Below are 14,635 nucleotides of genomic sequence, written 5' to 3' on the forward strand. Positions count from 1 at the left end.
GGCCAGCATGAAGACGAAAAGCAGTAGATTAACAGCATGGTGGCAGGCCTGGATCGCCAGACGCCTGCCTGCCAGCACTAAGGTGACCCTGGCCCACCGTAGCATCTTTATCCTGCCCACGGGCTTTGGCCTCTTCTGGCTGCTGTTTGTGGTCTTGCTGTTTCTTTTTGGCACCAACTATCAGAATAATTTGGTGATCGGGCTTTCTATCTTGCTGCTCAGCCTGTTCAACACCTGCATCATCTACAGCTATCGTAATCTGGCGGGCATGACATTAGAGGCGAAAACCGGGCCCGAGGTCTATGCCGGCGAGACCCTGCTCTATGGCATCTCCCTCCATGCCAAACAGGTGCAACATCAGGTGGAGCTGAGCTATGACAAGAACCAGGTACAGACCATAGACAGGGTAGATGATAAGCCCCAAGAAGCGCTGATCCCCCTGAGCAACAACCAACGAGGCTGGATCGCTCCCGGCCGCCTTAAGGTAGAAAGCCGCTATCCGCTGGGCCTTTGCCGGGCCTGGTCCCATGTGGATCTCGCCAATGCGCAGATCGCCTTTGCGCGGCCCAAGGCAGGCCAATATGAGCTCAGCGCCGAGCTGCAAGGCGACGATCATCAGGCGAAAGATATGGGTAAGAGCGTCATAGGCGTCGAGGAGTTTCGTGGTCTCAAGCCCTTCGTCACCGGCGAGTCGCTCAACCAGATCGCCTGGAAACAACTGGCCCAGGGCCGCGGCATGCTTACCAAAGAGTTTGAACAGCCCCAGAGTGCGCCTCAATGGCTTACCTTAGACACTAACGCGCCGTTAGAGGAGCAACTTAGCCTGCTGACCTGGGCGGCAGATAGGCTTGCTGCCAAGGGACAGGTCTTCGGCCTCAAGTTACCGAACAAAACCTTAGCGCCCGCCAGCGGCGAGCAACACAGACGTTTAGTGCTCGCCACTCTCGCCGTCTATCCTGTCGCCGTCTATCCTGAGCATCTGGAGAGTCCCCATGGCCGATAGCAAGAGCGAAAATATCGGCCGTCAAAGCCTGCTCTGGTTACTGCTAGTTAACCTAAGCGTGCTGGCGCCCCTCTACGATAAGATGACCCCCTGGAGCATGGCCATCTGCGCCATCTGCCTCCTGTGGCGAGTGGGGATCTTTGCCGGTAAAGTCGCCAAGCCGCCGAGATACCTGGTCACCACGCTGGCGATCGCCTCCGCCGTCACTCTCGCCTTAGTCACAGCGCAGATAGGCCTGCTTAACGGTTTGATCAATTTGCTGATCTTGGGCTATGCCCTCAAATATATCGAGATGCGTGACAGACGCGACGTGCGCGCCGTGGTGCTGGTGGGATTTTTCCTCATCGCAGTCACGCTAATCGAGAAGCAGAGTCTCTGGTTTACCCTGCAACTAACCCTAGTCGCCACCATTAACATCTGTGTGCTAGTCAGCCTCTATCTTAATGCCAGTTCAATTCGCCGCACCGCCAAGCTTGGTGCCAAAATCATGCTGCAGAGCCTGCCATTGGCTATCGTCCTGTTTATGGTACTGCCAAGACTGCCACCACTCTGGCTGGTGCCAAATCCCAAGAATGCCACCACAGGGCTCAGTGACGAGCTCTCCTTCGGCGATATCGGCAAGCTGACCCGCTCCAGCGCCCTGGCCTATCGCGTCACCTTCGATAACAGCCGTCCTGCCAACAATCAGCTCTATTGGCGCGCCCTGGTGCTGGATCACTATGATGGCAAGACCTGGACCCAAGACCCAGGCATCAAGACGCTGCAGCGCCAGCTCACGGTGTCAAACGCTCGCCCTAGCCCCGAAGGCACCTCGATAAATTATGAGGTGATCGCCGAGCCCAGTTACCAAAACTGGCTCTTCGGCCTGGATCTCGCCTACACTAATACCCGGGAGATCCTTGAGCTGCCCGATGGCCGCCTCTACGCCAAGGCGCCCCTGAGTCAGAAATACCAGTATCGAGTCTCCTCCTATCCGGAGGCGAAACTGGATCCTCGTCTGTCACCAGAGCTTAGACGCCGCAACCTGCAGTTACCGCCAAATACCAATCCAAGATCCCGGGCACTAGGGCTTGAACTGAAACGCGACTATCCAAATCCCGAGCGTCGCCTAAAAGCCATCATGACGTTGTTTAACGAGTCGCCCTATTTCTATACCCTGGAGCCGCCTAGGGTCGGCCCACAGCAGATCGATGACTTTCTGTTTGAGAATCGCGCCGGTTTCTGCGCCCACTACGCCAGTGCCATGGTGTTCCTCGCCCGCCAATCTGGCCTGCCCGCCCGCATGGTCACGGGTTATCAGGGCGGTGAGTGGAATCAGGCCGGCGATTACCTCAGCGTCTATCAATATATGGCCCATGCCTGGGTCGAGGTCTGGCTCGAGGGCAAGGGCTGGACCCGCTATGACCCCACCGCCATGATCGCCCCCGAACGGGTCGAGGCAGGCTTCGATGCCATGTTCTCCCCCGAGCAGAGCTATCTGATCAACAACCCCTTTAGCAGCCTGAGGCTGCGTCAGTATCCCCTGCTCAATAATTTGCGCATGTCCCTGGCCAGCATAGATTACTACTGGAGCAAGTGGGTACTGGGCTTCGATGAAGAGAGACAAAGCCAGCTGCTCAAGGAACTACTTGGCGAGATCAACGCCACCAAGCTGGCGATCTTCATCATCGCCTCCTTCAGCGTCATCGCCCTGTTTATCGCCTACAGCGTCGGCCTGCTGCGCTTTACTCGTCACCCAGACCCTGTCGTCGCGGGATTTGAGCAGATAGGCGCCATGCTGGCCAAACGCGGCCTGCCCCGTGCTCAGGGTGAATCGGTCGATGCCTATCAAACACGGGTACTCGCTGCCGCGCCCGAGCTGAGCGAGCCAATGACGCGCTACACCACAAGTTATATGACGCTGAAATATCGCGCGCCCTCTCTAAAGGCCAGCAAACAGCTTAAGCGCCAGCTGAAACAGGATCTGCGCCGCCTGCGTCTCGCTATCCTCAGACTCAAGGGCCGCTTGGATACCAGCGAAACCACAGATTAGTGGCCACATAAATACAAATTAGATCGATAGCGTCAGGATACTCATTCAAGCGTTTTTGATGCAGGCTAATCCTCAAGCAAAGCCATTGAAAATGTGTGAAAAACAAGCATAAACTGAGCTAACATATCGAATTACACCGATATTGTACGGCGAGCATTGGCCGGAAAACCCAGATGCCCTAGAATGGCCACAGAACAACGAAATGGATAAGTGATCTCATGCTGTATTTGGTGCAATCGAATCGAATGGAGGCTTTGGCAGAGCTGCTCGCCAACGAGCTACAGACGCCCCTGCCGGGTCAGTCGCCGCTGAGCAATGAGCAGATCTTAGTCCAGAGTCCCGGCATGTCCACCTGGCTCAGGCTCGCCATCGCCAAACAAAACCATGTCGCGGCGGCGCTGGAGTTCCCCCTGCCGTCGAGCTTTATCTGGCAACTCTGCCACCAGCTGCTGCCGGATGTCCCCAAGGAGAACGCCTTTACCAAACCGGCCATGACCTGGAAGCTGATGGAGCTGCTGCCAGGCCTCCTGTCTCAGGAGGTGTTTACCCCGCTGGCAAACTATCTGAAAGACGATGCCATACTCACAGACAGCGCGGCGCCGCACTCGTTAAAACTGTTTCAGCTTTGCAGCCAGATAGCCGACATCTTCGACCAATACCTGGTCTATCGCCCCGACTGGATCTTGGCTTGGGAACAGGGTGAGGATCGACTGCCCCCCAAGGAGCGCCCGCTAGCGGCCAACCAGCAGTGGCAAAGCCTGCTGTGGCGCGAACTTATCCACTACAATCATCACACGCTGAACCAGAGTCGCTATCACAGGGCGAACCTGCATCAGGCGCTGTTTGATGCCTTAAGCGATCCCCAGTGCGATCTTAGCAAGTTGCCGCCGCGCCTGTTTGTCTTTGGTATCTCCTCCATGGCGCCGCAGACCCTGGAAGTACTCTACTTTTTGGCCAAACGGATCGATGTAGTGATGCTCAACCTAAGCCCCTGCCAACACTATTGGGGCGACATAGTAGATCCTAAACTCAGGGCGAGAATGGCGCTGCAATATGGCGACAAGCAGCAACTCGCCATCGATTGGGAGAGTAAGCTTGAGGTGGGCAATCCCCTGCTGGCCAACAACGGCAAGATGGGCCGCGAGCTGTTAGACCTTATCCTGGAACTGCCGGAAAATGACACCAACTTCAACTTCGAGTGCTATCAAGATCCGGGCTCAAACACCCTGCTCCACGGCGTGCAGCAAGATATCCTCGAGCTTTGCACCCGGGGCGAAACCCTAGGGCCGGACGCCGAACTCTATCTCACCACCAAAGGCAGACGAGTACTTAAGAATGACGATGATTCCCTGACCCTCAGGAGCTGTCACAGCCCGCTGCGAGAGCTCGAGACACTGCACGATCATCTGCTGGAGCAGTTGTCGCATTCGGATGGTCTCGCCCCCAAAGATATCGTAGTGATGATGCCTGATGTAGCGACCTACGCGCCCTACATAGATGCGGTGTTTGCCTCCAAGCGTGGCGATCATTTTATCCCCTATGCCATTGCCGATCGCGGCGCGGCACAGGAATCACCGCTGATCAACAGCTTCCTGCACCTGCTAGATCTCAACAAGAGCCGCTTCGCCCTGACGGACATCTTAGGCATACTCGAGGTGCCCGCCGTGATGCGCCGATTCGACCTGGACGATGATGATCTCCTGCTTATCCGCCGCTGGCTGGAGCAGGCGGGCGTGCGCTGGGGACGGGATGAGCACAGCCGTCAGGCGCAGCAGCTGCCTGCCTTCGAACACAACTCCTGGGCCTTTGGTATCAAGCGACTGATCTTGGGCTATAGCTTCAGCGATGAGGCCCCCATCTATCATGACAGCCTGGCCCTCCCCGGTGTCGAGGGGCAGTCTGCCCAGGCTCTGGGTAAACTGCTTAATTTTATCGAGGCAATCGACGAGTTTAACCTGGCGCTTGGCGAGCATTGCCCCTTAAGCGTGCGCATCACTCAGTTGCAATCACTGGTGGAGACCTTCTACGACTGTGTCGATGAGGAGCTGAGTCAGAAACAGGAGCTTTTACAGGCAATCACCCGTCTGAATGAGGAGCTCACCGCCACACAGTATCAGAGCGAACTCGAACTTGAGGTGATGCAGAACTGGTTTACCCGTCACCTCACCGAGTCCCGAGTGGGACAGCGTTATCTAGCCGGTAGCGTCAACTTCTGTACCCTGATGCCGATGCGCTCCATCCCCTTTAAGCTGGTCTGTCTGCTGGGGATGAACGATGGCGTCTACCCCAGGGTACAGCACCCAGTCGGCTTCGACCTGGTAGCGCAAGAAGGGCCACGTAAGGGCGACCGTTCCCGCAGGCTGGATGACAGATACCTGTTCCTCGAGGCGCTGCTCTCTGCCAGAGAGCAGCTCTACATCAGCTATATCGGCCATAGCGAGCGGGATAACAGTGAGCGCATCCCCTCTATGCTGGTATCTGAGCTCATCGAATACTGTCAGCTCTGCTATTTGCCGGAAAGTTGTGCCCACCTGCTGAATAAAGCGAGTGAAGATGACACAAGCACGGCAGATATCACCCAAATCGAGCAGGCCATCTTAGACCAGCTAATCATCACCATGCCGCTGCAGCCCTTCGATGAACGCCTCTATCTGGCAGACGAGTCTGAAGGCGCAGAGTGTGAAGGCGCAAAGAGTGAGCCAAGACGTCTTCGCCAGAGCTATAGCGAGCAGTGGTGTCCCCGAGCCCTTACTGAGCAGGATAAGCAGCACGACGGGGAGCAGGGTGCCAAGCCAGCAAGTGCTGGTCATTTCATCGAGGCGCCGCTGAGTCTGGTCGCCGATGAAGATAAGGGCGAGCCGCTTGAGCTCTCGGCGCTGATCCGCTTCTACCGTAATCCGGCGCAGTATTTTTTCAATCGCACCCTCAAGCTGGATCTTAATCTCAGCATACAGGCGGATGAAAACGATGAGCCTTTCGCCCTCAATCCCCTGTCTCGCTATCAGCTGCAATCGACCCTGATAGAAGATGCGGTCAAATCCGGCGATGAGCGGCCATCAAATGAGCTGCTAGAGCGGCTGCGGCTCTCGGGTCAGTTACCTCTTGCCCCCTTTGATGATCTCCTGCTTAAACAGTATCAGCACGATATTCGCGCCCTGGTCGGTCGCACCCTCTATCTGCAGGGTGAGAGCAGCCATACCCAGGATATCAATCTTCTCCTGGTTGACAGCGCCGCAACTGCTCTGGTTGGGCGAATCGACGGCGTCAGCGCCAAGGGGCTGGTCAACTACCGTCCGGGAACGGCGAACGCGCGGGATCTGATCCGTGTCTATCTGCGTCACCTGTGCCTTAACGCTAGCCTTAACGCCAGTCTTAACGCTAGTCTTAACGCCAGCCTCAAAACCAGTCTTAGCGACAATAGCGACGTGGAAAGCCATGAGGCCACGCCCTGGCAGCGACACAGCTATCTGCTCGATATCGGCCATTTCCACGCCTTCGCGCCGATAACGCCTGAGCAGGCGCTCAATCAGCTCTCGCTCTGGGCCGAGCATTATCATCAGGGGCAGAGCCAGCCCCTGCCCTTCATGCCAAGAACCGCCTTTGCCTATGTCGAAGCCGAGGGTGATCATATTGAGAAGCTGATCGCCGCCCAGCCACAATGGCTGGATGAACAATCCAACCTGGGCGAAGGCCAGGAGGCTCACTATCAGCGGCTGTTTACTTTCCCCGATGACTTTAGCGAGGCAGGCTTTGGCACCATCGCCAGCACGCTGCTCTCGCCTATGCTGAGTCTCTATCACAAGGCGCCGCTGAGCGAGTTGGCCGATTTCGTGGAGGGCCAATAAGATGGCGACACAGACACTAAATCCCCTAAGCCTGCCGCTGTCGGGCACTCGCCTCATCGAGGCCAGCGCGGGTACCGGCAAGACCTACACCATCGCCGGGCTCTATGTGCGTTTATTATTGGGCGATAGCCAACGTGCGCCGCTAAGCTGCGAGCAGATCCTGGTGGTGACCTTTACCAACGCCGCCACCCAGGAGCTTAGGGATCGTATCCGCAAGAAGATCCAGCTGGCCTACCGCGCCTTTCTCGGCATGGAGGTGGACGATCCGCTGATCAACACACTCTATTCTGAGGCTGAGCCCGAGGCGCGCAGTCAGGCGCTAAAACGCCTGGATCTCGCGCTCAAGTCGCTGGATGAGGCGGCCATTTTTACCATACATGGTTTCTGCCAGCGCATTCTGTCGGACATGGCGTTCGAATCATCCCTGCTGTTTGAGTCTGAATTTACCCTGGACGACAGCGAGTACCTGCACCATGCGGTGCGCGACTTCTGGCGTGAGGCCTGCTATCCGCTGCCCGGCTATCTGGCGCAGATCATCAGCAACAAGTTTAGCGATCCCGACGGCCTGACCAAGCAGCTAAGGCCGCTTCTCGGCGCCAATCAGGCCAGCGTCTCGCCGACACCCGAAGCCTTCAGTCAGGTGGCGGAGCGCCTGAGTCAGAGCCTTTCGAGACTCAGGCTCATCTGGCCGCGCGAGCGCGATGCCACCCTTGAGCTGCTCAAGGCGCTGCCGCTCAACGGCACCCGCTTTGGCAAGAAAGATCAGGGCTATCCCAAGCTCGAGACCCTGTTCGCCGCCATGGATAACTGGGCGGCTCAGCCGCTCTCCCTGCCCGACAACAAGGTGCTGGGGGCGCTGGCATTAGGCGGCCTCAAGCTCAACAAGGGCGGCGAGATCCCAACGCCGGAACAGGCGCCGCTGCTTGCCCATATCGAGCGCGTCACAGAAACCATAGACACCTTAGTGCCCAGTTTCCTCTATGGCGCCCGTGATGGGATTAAGCGCCGCTTTGCGGCGCAGAAACAGCTTAAGAATCTTCGCACTCCGGACGATCTGCTGATCGCTCTGGCCGACGCCCTAAGCGAAGAAACCGACAAAGAGCAGGCGCTGGCACATGCCATCGCCAAGCGTTTTCCCATCGCCCTTATCGATGAGTTTCAGGACACAGATCCGCTGCAATATCAGATCTTCAGCCGCATCTATCAAGGCCAGCAGGTCTCAACAGACAGCGACCTCAGCCTCTTGATGATTGGCGATCCTAAGCAGGCGATCTACGCCTTTCGCGGCGCCGATATCCACACCTATATCCATGCCAGGGGCCAGACGGAAAACCACTACAGCTTGGACACCAACTACCGCTCCAGCCAAGCCATGGTCGAGGCGGTCAATCAGCTGTTCTCAAGAAGCGACGATCCTTTTATCAGCCAGGCGATCCCCTTTGAGCGCATCAAGCCCTCCCCCATGGCGGCAGAGAAACGCTTGGTCGAGAAGGTCCCCCAAACGAGCGCGCTGCGGCTTAAGCTGCTTGGTGAAGATCCCAACGCCGGGCTTAACAAAGCCAGCGCCCGCAGCCAGTTGGCCGAAGATGCCGCCAACGAGATAACCAGGCTGCTCAACGAGGCTCAGCGCGGCGAGTGCTTGAAGCAAAATAAGCCACTCAAGGCAAAAGATATCGCCGTGCTTGTCAGGGATCGCAACGAGGCCGCCTATATCAAATCGGCACTGAGTAGCCGGGGGATAGGCGCCGTCTTTCTCAGCCGTGACAGCGTATTCGATACCCTGGTGGCCAAGGAACTCGCCCTGGTGCTACAGGCCATCGCCAATCCCAAGGATGAGCGCGCGCTGCGCAGCGCCATGGCCACCGCCCTGCTGGACTATGATGCCCAGGCGATCCATGCCTTTAATCTGGATGAAGACGTGCGTCAGCAGCAGCTCGAGGCCTTCGACAACCTGCATCAGACCTGGCTAAAGCGCGGGATCATGCCCTGCATGATGGCCTTGGCGGCCGATACCCGCCTCATCGAGCGTCTGCTGACTGCAGATGAAGGGCAGCGCCGCCTGACCGATTTCAGGCACCTGGGCGAACTGCTACAGCAAAAAGCGATGGAGCTGGACGGCATCTGCGCCCTGCTTAACTGGTATCAGCAGACGCTGATCGAGGTGAGCAGCACGGAAGAGGCCCAGCTCAGGCTGGAGAGCGAGCAGAATCTGGTACAGATAGTCACCATACACAAGAGTAAGGGACTGGAATATCCCATCTGTTTCCTGCCCTTCGTCAGCCTGGCCAGAGACAATCGCCGCAAGCCGGCGCCTATGCTCTACCATGAGCAAGACGCCCTGGTGTGGGATATCGACCAGAGCGACGAGGGCTGGGCCAAATACAAGGCGGAGAATCTCGCCGAAGATCTGCGCCTGCTCTATGTGGCGCTTACCCGACCCGTGCTGGCCTGCTACTGCTATGTCGCCAACCATTCGCGCTTCACCAAGCGTGACGGGATCAGCAGCCAGTTATTCGAGACTGCCATCGGCTACCTTCTGGGCATAGAGACCAAGGCCTGCGAGTTTGCCGACATTCAGGCCGCCGCTCAGGCACTGGCGAGCGAGGCGATCTCGGTCGACTTGGTGGAAAGCGACGCGCCCAAACTAGACTTTGACCCTATCGACACTACCGATGCCGCCAAGCTGGCGCCGCGGCCACTTAGCCGCAGGCGCGAGATCCCCTGGCGGGTGGGCAGCTACTCAGGCCTGGTGAAACATTCGGCTCACGAACAAGTCAGCCCAGGCATGGGCGATGAGGCCTTTCCCGAGCTTGAACAGTTAGCTACCGATAGCGAGCAGCTGTCCAGGTTCAGCTTCGAGCGCGGCGCCAACGCGGGAAGTTTCCTCCACTGGGTGCTGGAGCAGATAGACTTTACCCAGGCCGATACCTGCCTAGGCGACGAGCTGCCCAAGGCGATGGAGCGCTTCGGCATCGATAGCGAGTGGCAAGCGATGCTGCATGCCTGGTATCTGGATCTGCTGCATGTGCCGCTCGATGGTGATGGGCTGCGTCTCGCGAGCCTCAGCCAGGCACAAAAACTGGTGGAGATGGAGTTTTATATGCCAATAGGCAAGCTCGATGCACATGGGCTTAATCAGCTGCTGAGTCAGTATGGCTATAGCGCCACACTGAGTTTCGAGACCCTAGAGGGGATGCTCAAGGGCTTTATCGACTTAACCTTCGAATACCAGGGCAAGTTCTATATCGCCGACTATAAGTCCAATCATCTGGGGGATCACCTGAGTCATTATGAAAAGCCCGCCATGCAGCGGGCCATCGCCGGTCACCACTATGACCTGCAATACATCATCTATAGCCTGGCACTGCATCGCTACCTCAAGCTGCGCCTGCCCGGCTACCAGTATGACCAACATGTGGGCGGCTGCTACTACCTCTTCCTTAGGGGCATGTCGGCCAACTCACCGAGTACCGGTGTCTATTACGACAAGCCGCCCCTTGGGCTGATCCAGGCCCTGGACACCCTGCTTAGCGAGGCAGAAACCAGCGAGTCTCAAGCTGAGTCACTAGCAGAGTCTCAAGCTGAGTCACTAGCAGAGTCTCAAGCTGAGTCTCAAGCTGAGCCTGAGTCGCACTCGCCAACAGACAGGCAATCTGACATGCCATCAGGCCCTGCACAAGGAGAGCTAGACCTATGATCCAGCTAGCACAGCCACTTAGCCAGCTGCTTAAGCACTGGCAACAGGAGGGACTGCTGACCCCATTGGATCGCCACTTTGCCCTGCAGATGCAAGCCCTGCACAGCGATGGCGACGATCTCTTTACCCTGATCTGCGCCCTGCTCAGCCGTCAATTGTCTCAGCAACACACCTGTCTGCCCCTGACTCAGATAGACAGGGATAACCCGCTGCATGAGCAGCTGCCCCAATGTCAACTTGAACTGTCGCCCCAGGCACTGGCCGAGCAGTTGACGCAATATCAAGCCATTAGCCCGGCCGATGGCGAGCTAAACACCCCCTTGATCCTCGATGGCGACAGGCTCTACCTGCAGCGTTACTACCAGTTTGAGACTCAGGTGGCCGAGCGTCTCACTCGCCTCAATCAGCCCATCAGAGTTGCGGCGCCAGATAAGGTAGCCAGCATACTGAATATTCTGTTTGCCGGTCAGGCCGAGAAGCCCGATTGGCAGAAGATCGCCACCGCCACCGCCTTTAGCCAGAAACTGGCGGTGATCACCGGCGGGCCCGGTACGGGCAAGACAACCACAGTGACTAAGCTATTACTGCTGCTCTGTCTGGAGCAGCAACTCACCATCAAGTTGGTGGCGCCAACGGGTAAGGCGGCCGCGCGCCTGAGCGAGTCGATCAAGGCCTCCAAGGCGAGGCTTTCCCAGGAGCTGGCGCCCTATGGCGACGAGTTAGATCTTGAGCAGCTTAAGCAGGTCCCCGAAGAGGCGGCCACCCTGCACCGTCTGCTGGGGGTGATCCCCGGCTCCCACAGATTCAGGCACCATAAGGACAATCCTCTCAGGCTGGATCTCTTGATCCTCGATGAGGCCTCCATGGTAGATCTGCCCATGATGCACAAGCTGCTGGAAGCGCTGCCGGAGCACGCCAGGCTTATTCTGCTTGGCGATCAGGACCAGCTCGCCTCGGTCGAGGCCGGCGCCGTGCTGGCTGATATCTGCGCAGGGCTAAAACAGACAGACTCACAGGAAAGTGGCTGGCGCATGCGCTACTCACAAGAGAAGGCAGCACTCCTCAGTCAATTAACCAAGGAAGATCTCAGCGCCTATATCGATGCGCGCCCGGCACTGGGCGATAGTCTGGCCATGCTGATGCACAGCCACAGATTTAAGGGCGATGCCGGTATAGGACAGCTAGCCGGCGCCGTCAACCGCCGAGATCTGACGGGCATATTAAGTGTCTGGCAGAAAGGATACGACGAACTTAGCTGGCTTGAGCATCAACTCTCGCCCCAGGGCAATGCCGGACTCACGGCCTTGATGGCTCAGAGCGTCGACAAATATCGTCCTTATCTGGACTTGGTCGGTCACCTGGCCAACAAAGAGCAGGTTCAAGAAGTAGATAAAGAGTCAGATCAACAACTGGATCTGGACGAAATCGCCAACCAGATCATCACTCGCTTCAACGACTTCCGTATCCTCTGCGCCATGCGTGCCGGCGAATATGGCGTCGAGGGGATCAACGCGGCGGTCACCCAGGCACTGAAAGATGCCAAGCTGATCCAGCCATCCAGCGAATTTTACGCCGGACGTCCCATCATCATTCAGAGTAACGACTATAACCTAGGGCTGTTTAACGGCGATATTGGGGTGATCCTGCCAGGTCACGGCCCCACTCACCGCCTGATGGCCTATTTCGTTCAGGCCGATGGCAGCCTGCTCAAGGTACTGCCCGCCCGCCTGCCCAGCCACGAGACCTGTTACGCCATGACGGTGCATAAGAGTCAGGGCAGCGAGTTTCAGCAGGTCGCCTTCGTCTTACCGCCAAGGCCCAGCGTCGCCCAGCGTCAGCTACTGACCAAAGAGCTGGTCTACACCGCCATCACCCGCGCCAAGGGACACTTTAGCTGTCTTGGCAGCCAGGCGGTGTTCGAGGCGGCCTGCAGCCAGGCGACCCTTAGGGCCTCGGGTCTGGCACATAGGTTGTGGCCAGCATGACTCAAACCTTGTCCCAGCTGCTCAACCAGCGCCCGAGTGCCCATCCGAGGGCATTAGTGGTGGGTAACGGCATCAATCGCTATCGCCCTCGCAGTCAAAGTGACGAGCAAGTAACCAGCATCAACGCCTGGGATAAGATGCTTCTCAGCCTTTGGCGTGCCCACCAGGGCGATGAGGTGGCCAGCATCCCGGCAGGCATCGCCCTCACCGAGTTTTATGATGCGCTGGATCTCATTAGCAGTAAGCCCAACACGCAGCTACAAAAAGCGTTCTGTAATCTTATGGCCAGCTGGCAACCCCAGCGTCAACACCAACGAATGATTGCCTGGGCAGCGGCGAACAACACGCCCGTGCTGACCACCAACTTCGAACAGACCCTCGCGAAAAGTCACCAACTTAAACTACATCACCTGCAGGCCAAACATTTTACCGACTTCTACCCCTGGTCCAGCTACTTCGCTAGCGCGCCCATCGCCTCACCCACCGAAGAGTTTGCCATCTGGCACATTAACGGCATGCAGAGGTATGCCCGCAGCGTGCGCCTTGGACTGAGTCATTACATGGGGGCGGTAGACAGGGCCAGGGATATTCTGCATCAGGGCCATCTGGGTGGTGGCTTTAAAAAGGCGCTAAAGGAACATTGGCGCGGCAACAGCACCTGGCTCAATATCTTGCTGCATAACGAACTGGTGTTTATCGGACTCGGGCTTGAAAGCAACGAGATCTTTCTGCGCTGGTTGCTTATCGAGCGCGCCAAGCTGTATAAGGCCTTTCCCGAGCGCAGGCGCGCGGCCTACTATGTTTACGCCGGTGAGCCCATCTCCCAGGGACAAGCGCTGTTTCTTGAGGCGGTAGGCGTAACTGTGCTGGCGCAAACCGATTATGATGCGCTCTATGAGGCGCCTTGGGCCGGGCGTTAAGGCGCCATAGATAATGATTTCGGCCACAAATTGCCCGGTCAGACATTAAGCTTTCTTTAAGCAGCATCCAGGACTTGCATAAAAAAATCAGCACGTCATAGTGAGCATGGAAAACGATACTGAGTCGAAAACGGAGACCCGATGAATCCGATCAACCTTTTACTTTTATGCGGTGGCGGCGGCGATGAACACGCCATCTCCCTGCTGTCGGCCAACTACTTCGAGACCTCGCTGGCGAAACTTCCCCACCTGAATGTGCTGCGGGTCGAACTCGATGCCAAGGGACAATATCAAACCAAATCAGGTGAGCGTTGTGAGCTGACCAACCGCCGTGAGATCCGTTTCGAAGATGAGAGCTTGGCGCACTGGCCGGTGGATTATGTGATCCCCTGTATTCACGGCTACCCTGGCGAAACCGGCGACATTCAGTCCTATTTCGAACTCATAAATCTGCCCTATTTCGGCTGTGACGCCGAGGGCTCGCGCAACTGTTTCAACAAGATCACCGCCAAGATGTGGTTTAGCGCCCTGGGGATCCCTAACACCCCCTACCTCTTCCTGAATCAACTGGACGAGCAGGCAATTGCCCAGACCACAGACGCCCTAGCCAAGTGGGGCTCAGTATTCGTAAAGGCCGCCTCACAAGGCTCCTCTGTGGGCTGTTACCGGGTCGATGACGCGGCGCAGATCCCGGCCATTCTGGCCGATGCGTTTCATTATTCGCCCTATGTGGTGGTGGAGAAGACCATTCAGGCGCGTGAGCTGGAAGTCGCCGTCTATCAATATCGCGGCGAGACAGTCGCCACCTTGCCTGGCGAGGTGATCTGCGCCGGTGGCACCTTCTACACCTATGATGAAAAGTATGCCGCCGACAGTAAGGCCACCACTCGGGTCGTGGCCGAGGTAAGCGATGAGATAGCCCAGCAGATCCGCGCCTATGCGGTAAAGGTATTCGATGGCATGAAGCTTAGACACCTGTCGCGCATCGATTTCTTCCTCACGCCAGAGGGCGAGATCTTACTCAACGAGATCAACACCTTCCCGGGCCTGACACCGATATCTATGTTCCCTAAGATGCTGGCCAACCATGGCGATGACTTTAGCCAATACCTGAACGAAGCCATTCTGACCGGGCTTAATCGCTAAGCCAGAA

General features: G+C 57.3%; 7 protein-coding genes. All 7 read left to right on the forward strand.

All coding sequences use genetic code 11. The features are described 5' to 3' along the window. Positions 1 to 7 precede the first annotated feature (7 nt). The 7 genes from K0H80_RS10845 (at position 8) to K0H80_RS10875 (ending at position 14,628) form a co-directional block, all read left to right on the forward strand. Positions 8 to 1,003, forward strand: a complete 996-nt coding sequence (locus K0H80_RS10845) for a DUF58 domain-containing protein (RefSeq protein WP_258406075.1) — start codon at positions 8 to 10, stop codon at positions 1,001 to 1,003. Beyond that, positions 993 to 3,035: a transglutaminase TgpA family protein gene (locus K0H80_RS10850; RefSeq protein WP_220071570.1), complete on the forward strand. Its 2,043-nt coding sequence runs from the start codon at positions 993 to 995 to the stop codon at positions 3,033 to 3,035. Before K0H80_RS10845 ends, K0H80_RS10850 begins: the two co-directional genes overlap by 11 nt. A gap of 218 nt (positions 3,036 to 3,253) precedes the next feature. Next, complete coding sequence (gene recC, locus K0H80_RS10855) at positions 3,254 to 6,880, forward strand: exodeoxyribonuclease V subunit gamma (RefSeq protein ID WP_220071571.1); 3,627 nt, start codon at positions 3,254 to 3,256, stop codon at positions 6,878 to 6,880. 1 nt (position 6,881) lies between these two features. Further along, entirely contained in the window at positions 6,882 to 10,577 is a 3,696-nt protein-coding gene (gene recB / locus K0H80_RS10860) for an exodeoxyribonuclease V subunit beta (protein ID WP_220071572.1), read from the forward strand. Further along, positions 10,574 to 12,562 carry an exodeoxyribonuclease V subunit alpha gene (gene recD, locus K0H80_RS10865; protein WP_220071573.1) on the forward strand — a complete coding sequence of 663 codons (1,989 nt, stop codon included), beginning with the start codon at positions 10,574 to 10,576 and terminating at the stop codon, positions 12,560 to 12,562. The genes recB and recD overlap by 4 nt, the downstream gene beginning before the upstream one ends. Beyond that, positions 12,559 to 13,482, forward strand: coding sequence for a hypothetical protein (locus tag K0H80_RS10870; RefSeq protein ID WP_220071574.1), 924 nt, complete (start codon positions 12,559 to 12,561; stop codon positions 13,480 to 13,482). Before recD ends, K0H80_RS10870 begins: the two co-directional genes overlap by 4 nt. Before the next feature lie 141 nt (positions 13,483 to 13,623). Beyond that, complete coding sequence (locus tag K0H80_RS10875) at positions 13,624 to 14,628, forward strand: D-alanine--D-alanine ligase (RefSeq protein ID WP_220071575.1); 1,005 nt, start codon at positions 13,624 to 13,626, stop codon at positions 14,626 to 14,628. Positions 14,629 to 14,635 lie beyond the last annotated feature (7 nt).

The sequence above is a fragment of the Shewanella aegiceratis genome, from assembly GCF_019457495.1.
Classification (GTDB): Bacteria; Pseudomonadota; Gammaproteobacteria; order Enterobacterales; family Shewanellaceae; genus Shewanella; species Shewanella loihica.

Excerpts from the sequence above, each read along its gene's own strand:
- K0H80_RS10845 (WP_258406075.1), top strand. The coding sequence starts at position 8 with ATGAAGACGAAAAGCAGTAGATTAACAGCATGGTGGCAGGCCTGGATC.
- K0H80_RS10850 (WP_220071570.1), top strand. The coding sequence starts at position 993 with ATGGCCGATAGCAAGAGCGAAAATATCGGCCGTCAAAGCCTGCTCTGG.
- recC (WP_220071571.1), top strand. The coding sequence starts at position 3,254 with ATGCTGTATTTGGTGCAATCGAATCGAATGGAGGCTTTGGCAGAGCTG.
- recB (WP_220071572.1), top strand. The coding sequence starts at position 6,882 with ATGGCGACACAGACACTAAATCCCCTAAGCCTGCCGCTGTCGGGCACT.
- recD (WP_220071573.1), top strand. The coding sequence starts at position 10,574 with ATGATCCAGCTAGCACAGCCACTTAGCCAGCTGCTTAAGCACTGGCAA.
- K0H80_RS10870 (WP_220071574.1), top strand. The coding sequence starts at position 12,559 with ATGACTCAAACCTTGTCCCAGCTGCTCAACCAGCGCCCGAGTGCCCAT.
- K0H80_RS10875 (WP_220071575.1), top strand. The coding sequence starts at position 13,624 with ATGAATCCGATCAACCTTTTACTTTTATGCGGTGGCGGCGGCGATGAA.